The organism is Micromonospora sp. NPDC005163 (assembly GCF_053599835.1).
The window spans coordinates 64,608-77,206 of record NZ_JBSFYP010000007.1 but is presented as its reverse complement, the minus strand read 5'-3'; the positions used below and the strand labels follow the sequence as shown (position 1 = coordinate 77,206).

Below are 12,599 nucleotides of genomic sequence, written 5' to 3'. Positions count from 1 at the left end.
CGGACCGCACGGTCCGCGGGGCGCCCGCCGGCTCAGGCCAGCACGGGTACGCCGGAGACGTCGACGGTCTCCGGATACTTCAGCCCGGCGCCGGTGTTGAGCACCACCACCCGCTCACCGGCCCGGATCCAACCGCCCGCGCGCAACTGTCGTGCCGCGGTCAGGCAGGCGGCCCCCTCCGGGCAGAGCAGCAGCCCCTCCCGGGTGGCGAAGGCCCGCAGGTCGGCCAGGATGTCCGCGTCGTCGACGGCCACGGCCGTGCCGGCGGAGTCCCGCAGCGCCGCCAGGATCAGCTCGTCGCCGAGCGGCGCCGGCACGGTGATGCCGAACGCGACGGTGTGGGCGCCGGCCCACGGCCGGGCCCGATCCTCGCCGGCGGCGAAGGCCCGCACGATCGGCGCGCAGCCGGTCGACTGCACCGCCACCAGCCGGGGCAGCTTGTCGCCGATCCAGCCCAGCTCGCGCAGCTCGTGCAACGCCTTGTGGATGCCGATCAGCCCGACACCGCCGCCCGTCGGGTAGATGATCACGTCGGGCGTCTGCCAGCCGAGCTGCTCGACGATCTCGTACCCCATCGTCTTCTTGCCCTCCAGCCGGTAGGGCTCGCGCAGCGTGCCGGCGTCGAAGATCGCCCCGGCGGACTCCGCGACCAACTCGGCCACCCGCCGGCTCGCGTCGCTGATCAGCCCGTCGATCAGGCGCAGGTCGGCGCCGGCCGCCACGCACTCACGCCGGCAGATGCTCGGCGCCGCCAACGGCATGACGATGGTGGCTCCCATCCCGGCCCGCGCCGCGTACGTCGCCCAGGCCGAGCCGGCGTTGCCGTTGGTGGGCATGGCGATCCGCTCGACGCCCAGCTCGCGGGCCCGGCTCACGCCGACCGCGGCGCCGCGCGCCTTGAACGAGCCGGTCGGCATCAGCCCCTCGTCCTTGACCATCAGGTCCTCGATGCCGATCTCGGCTCCGTACGCCGGAGCGCGCAGCAGTGGCGTCCAACCCTCGCCGAGCGTGGTGACGTGTCGAGGGTCGGCGACCGGCAGCAGCTCCCGGTAGCGCCACAGGTCGGCCGGGCGCAGCGGGAAGCGCTCCGGGGTGACCGCCTTCGCCACCGCCGCGAGGTCGTAGCGGGCCAGCAGCGGGGAGCCGCACTCGCACAGGTTCTGCAACCGGTCGGCGGCGTACTCCCGGCCGCAGCGTGGGCAGTCCAGGTGGGTCAGGTACACGTCGCTCCTCGCCGTCAGACCGCGTCGATGCTGAGCCAGCGCCCGCTGCGCTTCCCCGGCTCGTAGACCGAGTCCAGCCGCTTGGCGACCACGCCGGGCAGGCCCTGCTCACGCCCGGTGCGCAGGGCCTCGTCGCCGGCGCCGGGGAACCACGGCGGAGTCTGCCAGTGCGTACCGGTCAGCGCCAGCCCGTCGAGCAGTTCCCGGCGTTGCGCGTACGGCAGGTCCACGCTGCTCACGCCCTCCAGCCAGAGCAGGTCGACCAGGAGGTACTGGGCGCCCGCCGGGACCCGGCCGCCGCTGGACGCGCCTGCCGGGCGCACCCGGCCGGCGCCGTCGATGCGCACCAGCACACCGTCCAGCACCGCCTCGGTCGGGGCCAGCGCCTCGGCCAGCGCGCGCAGCCACGGGTATCCGCCGGTGATCTCCTCGTCGGTCTCCGAGAGCAGGCGCAGCCGCCCACCGGAGACGTACGCCATCGCCCGAACCCCGTCCCAGCGCAGCTCGTAGCCCCACCCGGCGACGTCCCGGGGGAGCCCGGCGGCGGGCGTGGCGTGCATCGGGCGGACCAGCTCGGGCATCGGCGTCCAGCCGGGCGGGGCCGGGTCGGTACGCCGGACCATCCAGTCCCGGCCGCCGGTGGCGAAGAGCACGTACCGCCCGGCGGTCCGCTCCCCGGCGAGGGTCACGATCACCTCGTCGTCGCGCCACTTCTCCGAGCGGTAGGTGCCGCGGTCGTGGATGACCATCCGGCCGCCGCCGTACTCGCCGGCGGGGATCTCGCCGTGGAAGTCGAGGTACTCCATCGGGTGGTCCTCGGTGTGCACGGCGAGGTGGTTGTGGCCGGGGTCGCGGGGCAGGCCGCGCGGCACCGCCCAGGACGCCAGCACCCCCTCGTGCTCCAGGCGCAGGTCCCAGTGCAGGCTGCGGGCGTGGTGCTGCTGGATGACGAAGCGGGCGGCGCCGTCGCCGGGGCCGGCCGCCGTCGGGCTCCGCGCCGGCACCGGCTCGGGTGTGCGGGCCGCGTCCCGCCGGCGCCGGTACTCCTCCAGCCGGTCCGTCACACCCGCATTCTCCGGCAAACCGGACCGTCCCGCTGGACACCTGAGTGTCCGGTTCGCTCGCCGGCCGGGCGTCGGGCGGGTAGAACGGTCCATATGGACAACACGGACCAGCCCACCGTCCTGCTCCCCGGTGACGTGCGGATGCCCCTGCTCGGGTTCGGCACCTGGAAGGCCACCGGCCAGGCCGGTTACGACGCGGTGCTGGCCGCGCTCGACACCGGCTACCGGCACATCGACACCGCCACCCTGTACGGCAACGAGCGGGAGGTCGGCCGGGCGGTCCAGGAGAGCGGGATGCGCCGCGAGGACATCTTCATCACCACCAAGGTCCCGCCGGACCGGGTGGGCCGGGAGCGGGAGACGCTGGAGGCCAGTCTGGAGGCGCTCGGCGTCGACCAGGTGGATCTCTGGTTGATCCACTGGCCGCCGTCCGCCACCGACAGCATCCCGATGTGGCGGGAGTTGCTGGCCGCCCGGGACGAGAACCTGGCCCGGGCGGTGGGGGTCAGCAACTACAGCACGGCGGAGATGGACGAGCTGATCCAGTCGACCGAGGAGAATCCGGCGGTCAACCAGATTCGGTGGGGCCCGATGCTGTACGACCGGCAGCGGCACGCCGAGCACCGGGACCGGGGAGTGGTGCTGGAGGGGTACAGCGCGTTCAAGACGACCGACCTGAGCAATCCGGTACTCACCGGGATCGCCGGCGCGCACGGCGTCTCGCCGGCGCAGGTGGTGCTCCGCTGGCACATCGACCACGAGATCGTGGTGATCCCGAAGTCGGTGACCCCGGAGCGGATCAGCGCCAACTTCGACGTCTTCCACTTCTCGTTGACGGCGGAGGAGATGCGCGAGATCGACGCGCTCGGCAACGCCTGACGAGACCCGGTTCTGCCAAATTCCTTCAGTGAGCGGCTCGCGCATGAAGGGTATCGACATCGACGCTCATGACGGTATAGCGTGCCCGTCATCACGTTCGTCGATGCGTTCGAACCCGCCGTCGCTGGAGGATCGCCATGGCCCGGTCACCATCCATCCGTCTGCGCCGCCGAGGGATGCTCGCCATCCCCGCCCTGGTGGCCGCCGCGCTGACCACCGTCGTCCGGCCCGCCCCGGCGAGCGCCGCGCCGAAGGCCGAGTGCCTGGCCGACCTGCTCGGGGGCTCCTGATGGCCACCATTCCCTGGCTGGTCGACGTGCTGCGCGCCGCCGGGGTCCAGGTCGTCGTCGAGGGGGACTGGCTCAACCGGATGCGGCCCGGCTCCTTCGACCCGATCGGGGTGCTCTGGCACCACACGGCCTCGACCTCCAGCGCAAGCAACCCGCACCCGGCGCTCGGCATCTGCATCAACGGCCGACCGGACCTGGCCGGCCCGCTCTGCCAGGCGCTGGTCGACTACAACGGGGTGTTCCACGTCATCTCGGCCGGCCGGTGCAACCACGCCGGGGTCAGCGGTGGCAGCGGACCGATCCCGTCGGGAGACGGCAACACGCTCATGATCGGGTGGGAGATCGACTACAACGGCGTCAACCAGGAGATGACCGCCGCGCAGTACAACGCGTCGATCGCCGCCACCGCCGCTGTGCTCACCCGGCTGGGCAGGGACAGCAGCTACGCCCGAGGGCACCGGGAGACCAGCACCAGCGGCAAGATCGACCCGTCCTTCATCGACCTGAACGTGATGCGGTCCGACGTGGCCGCCAGGATGGCCGGCGGCGGCACCGCGTGGTCCTCCACCGTGGACAACACCACCGCCGGCCGCTTCACCGCCAGCGCCAACTGGGGTGTGTCCTCGTACTCCGGCCAGCGGTACGGCGCCGACTACCGGTACGCGGATCCGGTCGCGGCCAGCGACGTCGCGTGGTACCGGTTCGCCGTCCCGGCCACCGCCAGTTACCGCGTCGAGGCCTGGTGGCCCGCGAACGCCGGCTACAATAGCGCCGCGCCGTACATCGTCGCCACCACCACCGGCAACCAGACGGTCCGCGTCGACCAGCGGATCACCGGCGGGCAGTGGCGTGTCCTCGGCACGTTCACCCTGCCGGCCGGTGACGCCAACCGGGTGGGCGTGAGCCGGTGGAGCAACGGCACCGGCCTGGTCATCGCCGACGCCGTCCGCCTTACCCGGGTCTGACCCGCACTGCCAGATCGACTCGATTTCCAAGAAGTCGGGGTATCCCAGGTGTGAGGACGCCCCGACTTCAAGGAACCCGAGTGGACATCACCGGTGGGGCGTGACCGGATGGCCACGCCCCACCGTTGGCCGGTCAGGTGCGGGCGCAGGTCGCCCCGTTGAGCGAGAAGCTCGTCGGTGACGAGTACGCCCCGCTCAGGGTCCCCTGGTACCCGAAGCTCGCGGTACCCCCGGGTGGAACGGAACCGTTGTGGCCGACGTTCCGGGCGGTCACCGCGGACCCGCTCTGGCTCACCGTGGCGTTCCAGGCGTTGGTGACCTGTTGCCCGCTGGGCAGGTTGTAGGTCAGCGTCCAGCCGTTCAGCGCGCTGGACCCGGTGTTGGTGATCTGCACGTCGGCGGTGAAGCCGTTGTTCCACGAGTTCGGCGTGTACTTCACCGCGCAACCCGCGCCACCCGGCGGCGGCGTGGTCGGGGCGGTGTGGTGGGCGGTGGCGTGGTGGGCGGTGGGGTGGTGGGCGGCGTGCCGCCACCGTTGACGGCGGCCGAGAACGAGGTCACCGCGAGGCCGACGCCGCCCTGCCAGGGCTCGAAGCCGGCCTGGATGCTGGTCAGGTACCAGCTGTTGGTGATCGCACCCCGGTTGCGGACGTCGTTGATGAAGTCCAGCACGCTGAAGTTCAGGCTGGAGATCGCCGACGGCGCGACGTACGAGATGACGTTGTTGGAACCGTTGCTGCCCCGCCAGACCTCCCAGGTCCGGCCGGCCAGGGTGGCCGTGCCGACCGGTGAGCCGATGGGCTGGATCGAGCCCTGCCGGTTGAGCCAGATCATGATCTCCATCTGGTTCACCCCGTCCCGCCTGGGCGTCGGGTCCAGCCAGATGTCGTACGAGGCGTTGTAGGTGGCGCCACTGACGTACCGGTAGTTGATGCTGCTGGTGGCGCTGCTGATCTGGCTCACCTGGATCGGCAGGTTCGTGCCGGGGGAGCAGTTGGTGTAGTGGCAACCGAAGAACACCGAGGGGTACGCCGTCGGGGCGCCGTTGGTGGGGCTGCTGCCGTTGAGGGTGGTGATTTCGAAGCCGGTGCTGGTGACATTGATGCACTGCTGGGCGGTGGTGCCCCAGCGGTTGTTCTGCACCACGTACCGGCTCTGGATCACGGTGGAGCCGTACTGCTCGCAGATCTGTGTGTCGGCGGAGGCGTTGCCGCCGAGTGCCACGGCGACGATCGAGCCGCCGAGCAGCAGGCCGGCGGCGACCAGGGCCCGAAGTGGACGTTTCATGACGCTCCTTGACTGCGGCGCGTGCCGGGCGCCGGACGGGTCGGGGCGAAGACGGGAGCGCTCCCACGCTCAATGACACATTTACATGCCTGAAACTCTGGCGCAACCGTACGCGTCAAACTGGTGAAATGTGAGGATTGCCACGCCCGCGCCGCACGGCCGTCGGCGGACATCCAGCTAACCGGTGCGGGCCGCCCAACGATCGGCTTCGGGCGGGCCGATCGGGCCCTGGTGTGCGTCGATAGCGCCGAGTAGCGTGTTGCCTCCAACGCGTGCCGTATCCCCTCCGGAGGCGTACACCACCATGGGTGGCTCCCCCCTGCGCATCCTCGTCGTCGGCGCGGGCATTGCCGGCCTGGCCGTGGCCCGGGCGCTGCGCCTGGTGGGCTTCCGGCCGGACGTCACGGACAAGCTGCCACCGGGGGAGTCCACCGACACGGGCCTCTACCTGCCGGGCAACGCCGCCCGCGCGCTGCACCGGCTGGGCCTGCACGACCCGGTCCGCCCGCTCGGGCAGGTGATCCACCGCCAGCGCTTCTTCGACGCCGCCGGCGTGCCGCTCTGCGAGGTCGACCTCGACACTCTCTGGGCCGGCGTCGGCGAGTGCCGGGCGCTGCCCCGGGCGGATCTGCACCGGGTGCTGCTCAGCGGAGCCGGCGGCGCGGTCCGCCACGGCGCCGAGGTCCGCACCCTGGATCTGCTCCCGGGCGGGGTCGGGGTCTCCTTCACCGACGGCACCAGCACCGAGTACGACCTGGTCATCGGTGCCGACGGGCCGCGATCCTCGGTCCGCACCCTGGCCTCCCTCGGCGGGCCGCCCCGCCCGGTCGGGCAGGTGGTCTACCGGGCCGTGCTCCGCGATGGCCCTCCGGTCACCGAGTGGACCGCCCTGCTCGGTCAGCGCTGCGGGTTGCTGATGGTGCCGATCGGTGCCGGTCGGCTGCACTGCTACGCCGACGAGGCGGGCACCGAGCCGCCCACCGACCCGCTGGCCCGGCTGCGCGAACTCTTCGCCGACTACCGCGGCCCGGTGCCCGAGGTGCTGGCGGCGCTCGACCGGGTGCACGTCGCGATCACCGACGAGGTTGAGCTGGGCCGCTGGCACCGGGGGCGGGTGCTGCTGGTCGGCGACGCCGCGCACGCCACCGCGCCGACCCTGTCCCAGGGCGCGGCGATGGCGCTGGAGGACGCCGTGGTGCTGGCCGAGTCGCTGCGCGCCGCCGGCAGCGTGGAGGCGGCGCTGGTGGCGTACGAGAGCCGCCGCCGCCCGCGTACCCGATGGGTGCGGGACCGGACCCGGGACCGCAACCGGACCCGGGACGTGCCGCCGGCGCTGCGCGACCCGCTGCTGCGTGGACGCGGCGACCGGATCTTCGGTGAGCACTACCGGCTGCTGGTCGGCCCGCTGTAGATCGTGTCCCGCCACCCCACGCGGCGCTGCGACCTGCCGGGGACTATCCTCCTTGCGGATGACGGCCCGCAGATAACCAGCGTGTGCCGAGCGGGACAAACGAGAACCGGAGGCCACTCGTGACCACCGTCGCACCCAAGCCGGTCGTGACCCGGCCCTGGCCGGTCCGGGAGCCGGTCAAGGGGTCGGCCATCGCGCGGCTGCTGCGTACCACGGACGCGAAGCAGATCGGGATCATGTACATGGTCACCGCGTTCGCGTTCTTCATGATCGGCGGCCTGATGGCCCTGATCATGCGGGCTGAGCTGGCCCAACCCGGGCTGCAGTTCCTGTCGCCCGAGCAGTACAACCAGCTCTTCACGATGCACGGCACGATCATGCTGCTGTTCTTCGCGACGCCGATCGTGTTCGCCTTCGCGAACTACATCGTGCCGATCCAGATCGGCGCACCCGACGTCTCCTTCCCGCGGCTGAACAGTTTCGCCTTCTGGCTGTTCCTCTTCGGCGGGTCGATCGCGATCGCCGGCTTCATGACCCCCGGCGGCGCCGCCGACTTCGGCTGGACCGCCTACACCCCGTTGAGCACCGCGGAGCACTCGCCGGGCGTCGGCGGGAACATGTGGGTGGTGGGCCTGGCCGTCTCCGGCCTGGGCACCATCCTCGGCGCGGTGAACATGATCACCACGATCCTGACTCTCCGCGCGCCGGGCATGACCATGTTCCGGATGCCGATCTTCACGTGGAACATCCTGGTCACCAGCCTGCTGGTGATCCTGGTCTTCCCGCTGCTGGCCGCCGCGCTCTTCGCGCTCGCCGCCGACCGAATCATCGGGGCCCACGTGTACGACCCGGCGACCGGTGGGCCGATGCTCTGGCAGCACCTGTTCTGGTTCTTCGGGCACCCCGAGGTGTACATCATCGCGTTGCCGTTCTTCGGCATCATCTCGGAGATCATTCCGGTCTTCTCCCGCAAGCCGATCTTCGGCTACAAGGGTCTGGTGGCCGCGACCATCTCGATCGCCGCGCTCTCCATGAGCGTCTGGGCGCACCACATGTTCGCCACGGGTCAGGTGCTGCTGCCGTTCTTCAGCTTCCTGAGCTACCTGATCGCCGTGCCCACCGGTATGAAGTTCTTCAACTGGATCGGCACCATGTGGCGAGGCCAGATCAGCTTCGAGACGCCCATGCTCTGGGCGGTGGGCTTCCTGGTGACCTTCCTCTTCGGCGGTCTCACCGGCGTGCTGCTGGCCAGCCCGCCGGTCGACTTCCACGTGTCGGACTCGTACTTCGTGGTGGCGCACTTCCACTACGTGCTCTTCGGCACCATCGTGTTCGCCGTCTTCGGTGGCATCTACTTCTGGTTCCCGAAGATGTTCGGCCGGATGCTCGACGAGCGCCTGGGCAAGGTGCACTTCTGGCTCACCATGATCGGCTTCCACACCACGTTCCTGGTGCAGCACTGGCTGGGCAACGAGGGCATGCCCCGCCGGTACGCCGACTACCTGCCCGGCGATGGTTTCACCACGCTGAACGTGATCTCCACCATCGGCGCGTTCATCACCGGTATCTCCACGCTGCCGTTCATCTACAACTGCTGGAAGTCGTACAAGACCGGCCCGGTGGTCGAGGTGAACGACCCCTGGGGTTATGGCAACTCGCTGGAGTGGGCGACGAGCAGCCCGCCGCCGCTGCGTAACTTCGACCGGATGCCCCGGATCCGCTCCGAGCGGCCGGCGTTCGACGCGAAGTTCCCGGAGCTGGCAGCCGGCGGCCAGAGCCTGGCCGGTCCGCCGGAGGGTGGCTCTAAGCCGCTCACCAGCGAGTCGGACGGCGGTGCCAGCTACCGCGAGGACACCGCCAGCGACATCGACCGGAACTGACACTCAGCTCCGTAGCTGTACGACGGGCGCCGCCACCGGGACCACCGGAAGCGGCGCCCGTCGCCATTCCCGCCTCGCCTCGGCTCGGCCCGGCGCTTCTCGGCTCGGCCCGTCACGGCTGGGGCCGGCTCGTCACCGCCCGCGTCGGCCCGCCGCCTGACGGGTTCCCCGGGCCACCTGTACCTGTTGAGCCTTATACCTCTGAGGTATATCTATGACTTACAGGTATAACCCTTCTCCGGCACAGGCCCGCCGGGCAGCGGCACGGGCGGCACGGCAAACCGGTTCCCGCCCGAGCCCGGGGGACTTCCCACGCGAGCCGGTGAGGTTCGTTGGCCAGCCAGGCAGGGGAGGTTCGTTCGTGGCAAGGCCGCGACGTGCCGGCTTCAGCGGGCCGCGGCGGGGGTGAGGTCGGTCTCGACGGGCGGGGGCGGGGTGGCCGCGTCCGCGTTGCGGCGGCGACGCAGCTCGATCGGGAGCACCACCAGGGTCACCAGCGCACCCAGCGCGCCGGTCACCACGAAACCCCAGAGCGGGGCGCTGGCGTCGATCACCGCACCGGCGAGCGGCGCGCCGACGGCGATGCCCACGGTGACCGCGGATCCGTGCAGGCCCATCGCCTCACCGCGCACCTCTGCCGGTGCCAGCCGGCTGACCGCGTCGGAGGAGGCCGCGATGGTCGGCGCGCAGAGTGCCCCGGCCGGGATCAGCGCCAGGCAGAGTAGCCACCAGTGCGCGCCGCCCAGCCCGACCGGGATGGTGCAGAGGCCGAGCGCCGCGGTCAGCGCCAGCGGGGAGAGTGAGCGGTGCACGGCACCGTAGGCGAAGCCACCGAACAACGAGGCGACCGCCCAGCCGGCCAGCACCGCGCCGGTCCAGCCGGCCTCACCGCTCTCCCGCAGCACGGCGACCACCGCCACGTCGGTCCCGCCGAGCACGAGGGTCGCGGCGGCGCTGACCGTCAGGACGGCGAGCAGCCGGGGGGTCAGCCACTCCCGGCGGGGCACCCTGCGCCGCGGGCCGGTGGGCTCGGCGACGCCGCGGATCGGTGGATTGAGCAGCCACAGGGCGATCCCGGCGGCAACGATGCCGGCGCCGACCAGGTAGAGGGTGGTCCGTGCGGAGATCGCGGTGACCAGGGCCACCGCCAGCGCCGGGCCGATCATGAAGGACAGCTCCACCGACATCGAGTCCAGCGCGTACGCCGGGCGGCGCTGGTCCTCCGGAACCAGCGCGGCGATGGACTGCCGGACCACCGAGAAGATCGGCAGGGCGAGCGAGCCGGCGACGAAGGCGGCAGGCAGCAGCAGCGGGTACGGCAGCGACGGCGCGGTGGCCCAGAACACCGCCTCGGCGATGCCGGTGAGCACCAGGACCGGGCGCAGGCCACGCCGGTCCACCAGCCGACCGAGCAACGGGCCGCCGATCGCCGCGCCCACCGTGATGGCCGCGCCGACCAGGCCGGCCGCCCCGTAGCCCCGATCGAGGTCGAGCACCACGTGGAAGGTCAACGTCACCCCGGTCGCGGTGAGCGGGATCCGGGCGAGGACGGCTACCAGCAGCAGCGACCGCAGGCCGGGCAGAGCGAGCGCTTCCCGGTAAGGCTTCATGTTCACGTGGGTCCGTACCTCCGGCGACATCCTCGACCGGCGGCGGGCCGATGACCAACCAATTACCGCCTCATGCGGCCCTGATCACAGGCTGACCGTGCAGGGTCACCCCGGCGCCGTCCATCGCCCGCAGCGCCACGTCGGTGGTGTCCGGAGCGACCGCCGCCGTCAGCTCCAGCAGCACGGTGGTGGCGAAGCCCTCCCGGGCGGCGTCCAGCGCGGTCGCCCGGACGCAGTGGTCGGTGGCGATGCCGACCAGGTCGACCCGGTCCACGTCGTGCCGGCGCAGCCAGTCGGCCAGGCACTCGCCGTCGTCGGCGTGCCCATCGAACCCGGAGTACGCCGCCGCGTGCTCACCCTTGTGGAAGATCGCCTCGACCCGCTCGGTGTCCAGGTCGGGGTGGAACTCCGAGCCGCTGGTGCCGACCACGCAGTGCCGGGGCCAGGACTCCACGAAATCCGGCGGATCGCCGAAGTGCGCACCCGGGTCGATGTGGTAGTCCTTGGTGGCGACCACGTGCGCCCACCGGTCCGGCTCGGTGGCGATCAGCCGGGAGATGCCGGCGGCCACCCCCGCGCCGCCAGCGACGGCCAGCGAGCCGCCCTCGCAGAAGTCGTTCTGCACGTCCACGATGATCAGCGCATTGCGCACCGGGCGCTCCTCTCGTCACGGCCGCGCCCGTGTGGCGGGCCCCGGGTGATCTCAGTCGGCGGGTACGACGGTGACCGGCACGGCCGGGTCGCCGGCGGAGAGCTTCAGCCCCTCCCACGGGATGGAGATCAGGCACTCCCGCAGGTGTTCCCGCGACTCGTCGAGGGTGGGCAACTCCACCGGTTCGCCGTCGACCACATACGAGCGCTGGAGCATCCGGTCGTTGGGCTGTCGGTCCGGCACGCCCTGCGGGCAGATGACCTCCTCGGTGGCGGTGCCGGTCGGCTTGTGCCGGCGGACCGCGACCTTCCGGCCGCCGATGGTCGCCTTGTGCTCGGAGCGCTTCACCACCGGCCGCCCATCGACCTCGACGAGCTTGTAGACCAGCCCGGCGGTGGGAGCCCCGGAGCCGGTGACCACGGCCGTGCCAGCGCCGTACATGTCCACCGGCCCGGCGGCCAGCGACGCGATCGCGTACTCGTCCAGGTCACCGGAAACGATGATTTTGGTCTCGGTGGCGCCCAGCGAGTCCAGCAGTTCCCGGGACTGCTGGGCGATCACCGCCAGGTCACCCGAGTCGATTCGCACCGCCCGCAGTGCCGGCCCGGCCACCGCTATCGCGTTGCGGATGCCCTGGCTGATGTCGTACGTGTCGACGAGCAGCGTCGTGTTGTTGCCCAGCGTGGCCACCTGCGAGGCGAACGCGGCCCGTTCGTCGTCGTGCAGCAGCGTGAACGCGTGTGCCGCAGTGCCCGCCGTGGGGATGCCGTAGTGCGCACCGGCGGCGAGGTTGGAGGTGAACCGGAAACCGGCCAGGTACGCGGCCCGCGCCGCGGCCACCGCGGCCCCCTCGTGCGCCCGGCGCGCTCCCATCTCGATCAGCGTCCGGCCGCGTGCCGCGGTCACCATCCGGGCCGCCGCCGCCGCCACCGCGCTGTCGTGGTTGAGCACCGAGAGCGCCAGCGTCTCCAGCACCACGCACTCGGCGAAGCCGCCGGAGACGGTGAGGATCGGCGAACCGGGGAAGAAGAGCTCACCCTCGGCGTACCCGTCGACGTCGCCAGTGAAGCGGTAGTCGGCGAGCCAGGCCGCCGCCGCGTCGTCGACCACCCCGGTCCGACGCAGGAAGTCGATCTCCGCCGGGTCGAACCGGAAGTCGCGGATCAGCTCGATCAGCCGGGCCGTGCCGGCGACCACGCCGTACCGGCGCCCGGTCGGTAGCCGGCGGCTGAACACCTCGAAGACGCAGCGGCGGTCGGCGGTGCCGTCCTTGAGGGCTGCGCTGACCATGGTCAGCTCGTAGTGGTCGGTCAGCAGCGAGGGGCGGAGGGTGCTCAC

General features: G+C 71.6%; 10 protein-coding genes and 1 pseudogene. 5 read left to right on the top strand and 6 right to left on the bottom strand.

Annotated elements, in window-relative coordinates:
• Nucleotides 1-32: 32 nt before the first annotated feature.
• Together ACWD6N_RS07955 and ACWD6N_RS07950 are read right to left on the bottom strand one after the other, a co-directional pair.
• The gene (locus ACWD6N_RS07955; RefSeq protein WP_450004579.1) at nt 33-1,223 is read right to left on the bottom strand and encodes a threonine synthase; all 1,191 of its coding nucleotides are present in this window, start codon (nt 1,221-1,223) and stop codon (nt 33-35) included.
• Nucleotides 1,224-1,237: 14 nt separating this feature from the next.
• Nucleotides 1,238-2,287 carry a DNA polymerase ligase N-terminal domain-containing protein gene (locus ACWD6N_RS07950; protein ID WP_450004578.1) on the bottom strand — a complete coding sequence of 350 codons (1,050 nt, stop codon included), beginning with the start codon at nt 2,285-2,287 and terminating at the stop codon, nt 1,238-1,240.
• Between the two features lie 93 nt (nt 2,288-2,380).
• Between ACWD6N_RS07950 and ACWD6N_RS07945 the strand changes: the two genes are divergently transcribed.
• From ACWD6N_RS07945 to ACWD6N_RS07935, 3 genes are all read left to right on the top strand, one after another.
• Nucleotides 2,381-3,166, top strand: coding sequence for an aldo/keto reductase (locus tag ACWD6N_RS07945; protein ID WP_387326790.1), 786 nt, complete (start codon nt 2,381-2,383; stop codon nt 3,164-3,166).
• A gap of 137 nt (nt 3,167-3,303) precedes the next feature.
• Nucleotides 3,304-3,456, top strand: a complete 153-nt coding sequence (locus ACWD6N_RS07940; RefSeq protein WP_449936506.1) for a hypothetical protein — start codon at nt 3,304-3,306, stop codon at nt 3,454-3,456.
• Nucleotides 3,456-4,421 carry a golvesin C-terminal-like domain-containing protein gene (locus ACWD6N_RS07935; protein WP_450004577.1) on the top strand — a complete coding sequence of 322 codons (966 nt, stop codon included), beginning with the start codon at nt 3,456-3,458 and terminating at the stop codon, nt 4,419-4,421. The genes ACWD6N_RS07940 and ACWD6N_RS07935 overlap by 1 nt, the downstream gene beginning before the upstream one ends.
• A 133-nt stretch (nt 4,422-4,554) precedes the next feature.
• On the opposite strand, the pseudogene ACWD6N_RS07930 reads toward ACWD6N_RS07935, so the two are convergent.
• A pseudogene (locus tag ACWD6N_RS07930) lies at nt 4,555-5,708 on the bottom strand (GH12 family glycosyl hydrolase domain-containing protein).
• 304 nt (nt 5,709-6,012) lie between these two features.
• Here ACWD6N_RS07930 and ACWD6N_RS07925 point away from each other — a divergent pair.
• Together ACWD6N_RS07925 and ctaD are read left to right on the top strand one after the other, a co-directional pair.
• Nucleotides 6,013-7,119, top strand: a complete 1,107-nt coding sequence (locus ACWD6N_RS07925) for an FAD-dependent monooxygenase (RefSeq protein ID WP_450004576.1) — start codon at nt 6,013-6,015, stop codon at nt 7,117-7,119.
• A 119-nt stretch (nt 7,120-7,238) separates the two neighbouring features.
• Nucleotides 7,239-8,999 (top strand): aa3-type cytochrome oxidase subunit I, encoded by a 1,761-nt coding sequence (gene ctaD / locus ACWD6N_RS07920; protein WP_450004575.1) that lies wholly within the window; start codon nt 7,239-7,241, stop codon nt 8,997-8,999.
• Between the two features lie 386 nt (nt 9,000-9,385).
• On the opposite strand, the gene ACWD6N_RS07915 is transcribed toward ctaD, so the two are convergent.
• Genes ACWD6N_RS07915 through ACWD6N_RS07905 form a run of 3 tightly spaced genes read right to left on the bottom strand, consistent with a single transcriptional unit; the run spans nt 9,386 to nt 12,599 of the window.
• The gene (locus tag ACWD6N_RS07915) at nt 9,386-10,639 is read right to left on the bottom strand and encodes an MFS transporter (RefSeq protein WP_450004574.1); all 1,254 of its coding nucleotides are present in this window, start codon (nt 10,637-10,639) and stop codon (nt 9,386-9,388) included.
• A gap of 40 nt (nt 10,640-10,679) precedes the next feature.
• Nucleotides 10,680-11,261, bottom strand: a complete 582-nt coding sequence (locus ACWD6N_RS07910; protein WP_354967949.1) for an isochorismatase family protein — start codon at nt 11,259-11,261, stop codon at nt 10,680-10,682.
• A 51-nt stretch (nt 11,262-11,312) separates the two neighbouring features.
• A complete protein-coding gene (locus tag ACWD6N_RS07905) occupies nt 11,313-12,599 on the bottom strand; it encodes a nicotinate phosphoribosyltransferase (protein WP_450004573.1) in 1,287 nt (428 codons plus the stop codon).

What these genes read in the sequence shown, in the direction of transcription:
- ACWD6N_RS07945 (WP_387326790.1), top strand. Translation starts at nt 2,381, where the DNA reads ATGGACAACACGGACCAGCCCACCGTCCTGCTCCCCGGTGACGTGCGG.
- ACWD6N_RS07940 (WP_449936506.1), top strand. Translation starts at nt 3,304, where the DNA reads ATGGCCCGGTCACCATCCATCCGTCTGCGCCGCCGAGGGATGCTCGCC.
- ACWD6N_RS07935 (WP_450004577.1), top strand. Translation starts at nt 3,456, where the DNA reads ATGGCCACCATTCCCTGGCTGGTCGACGTGCTGCGCGCCGCCGGGGTC.
- ACWD6N_RS07925 (WP_450004576.1), top strand. Translation starts at nt 6,013, where the DNA reads ATGGGTGGCTCCCCCCTGCGCATCCTCGTCGTCGGCGCGGGCATTGCC.
- ACWD6N_RS07915 (WP_450004574.1), bottom strand. Translation starts at nt 10,639, where the DNA reads ATGTCGCCGGAGGTACGGACCCACGTGAACATGAAGCCTTACCGGGAA.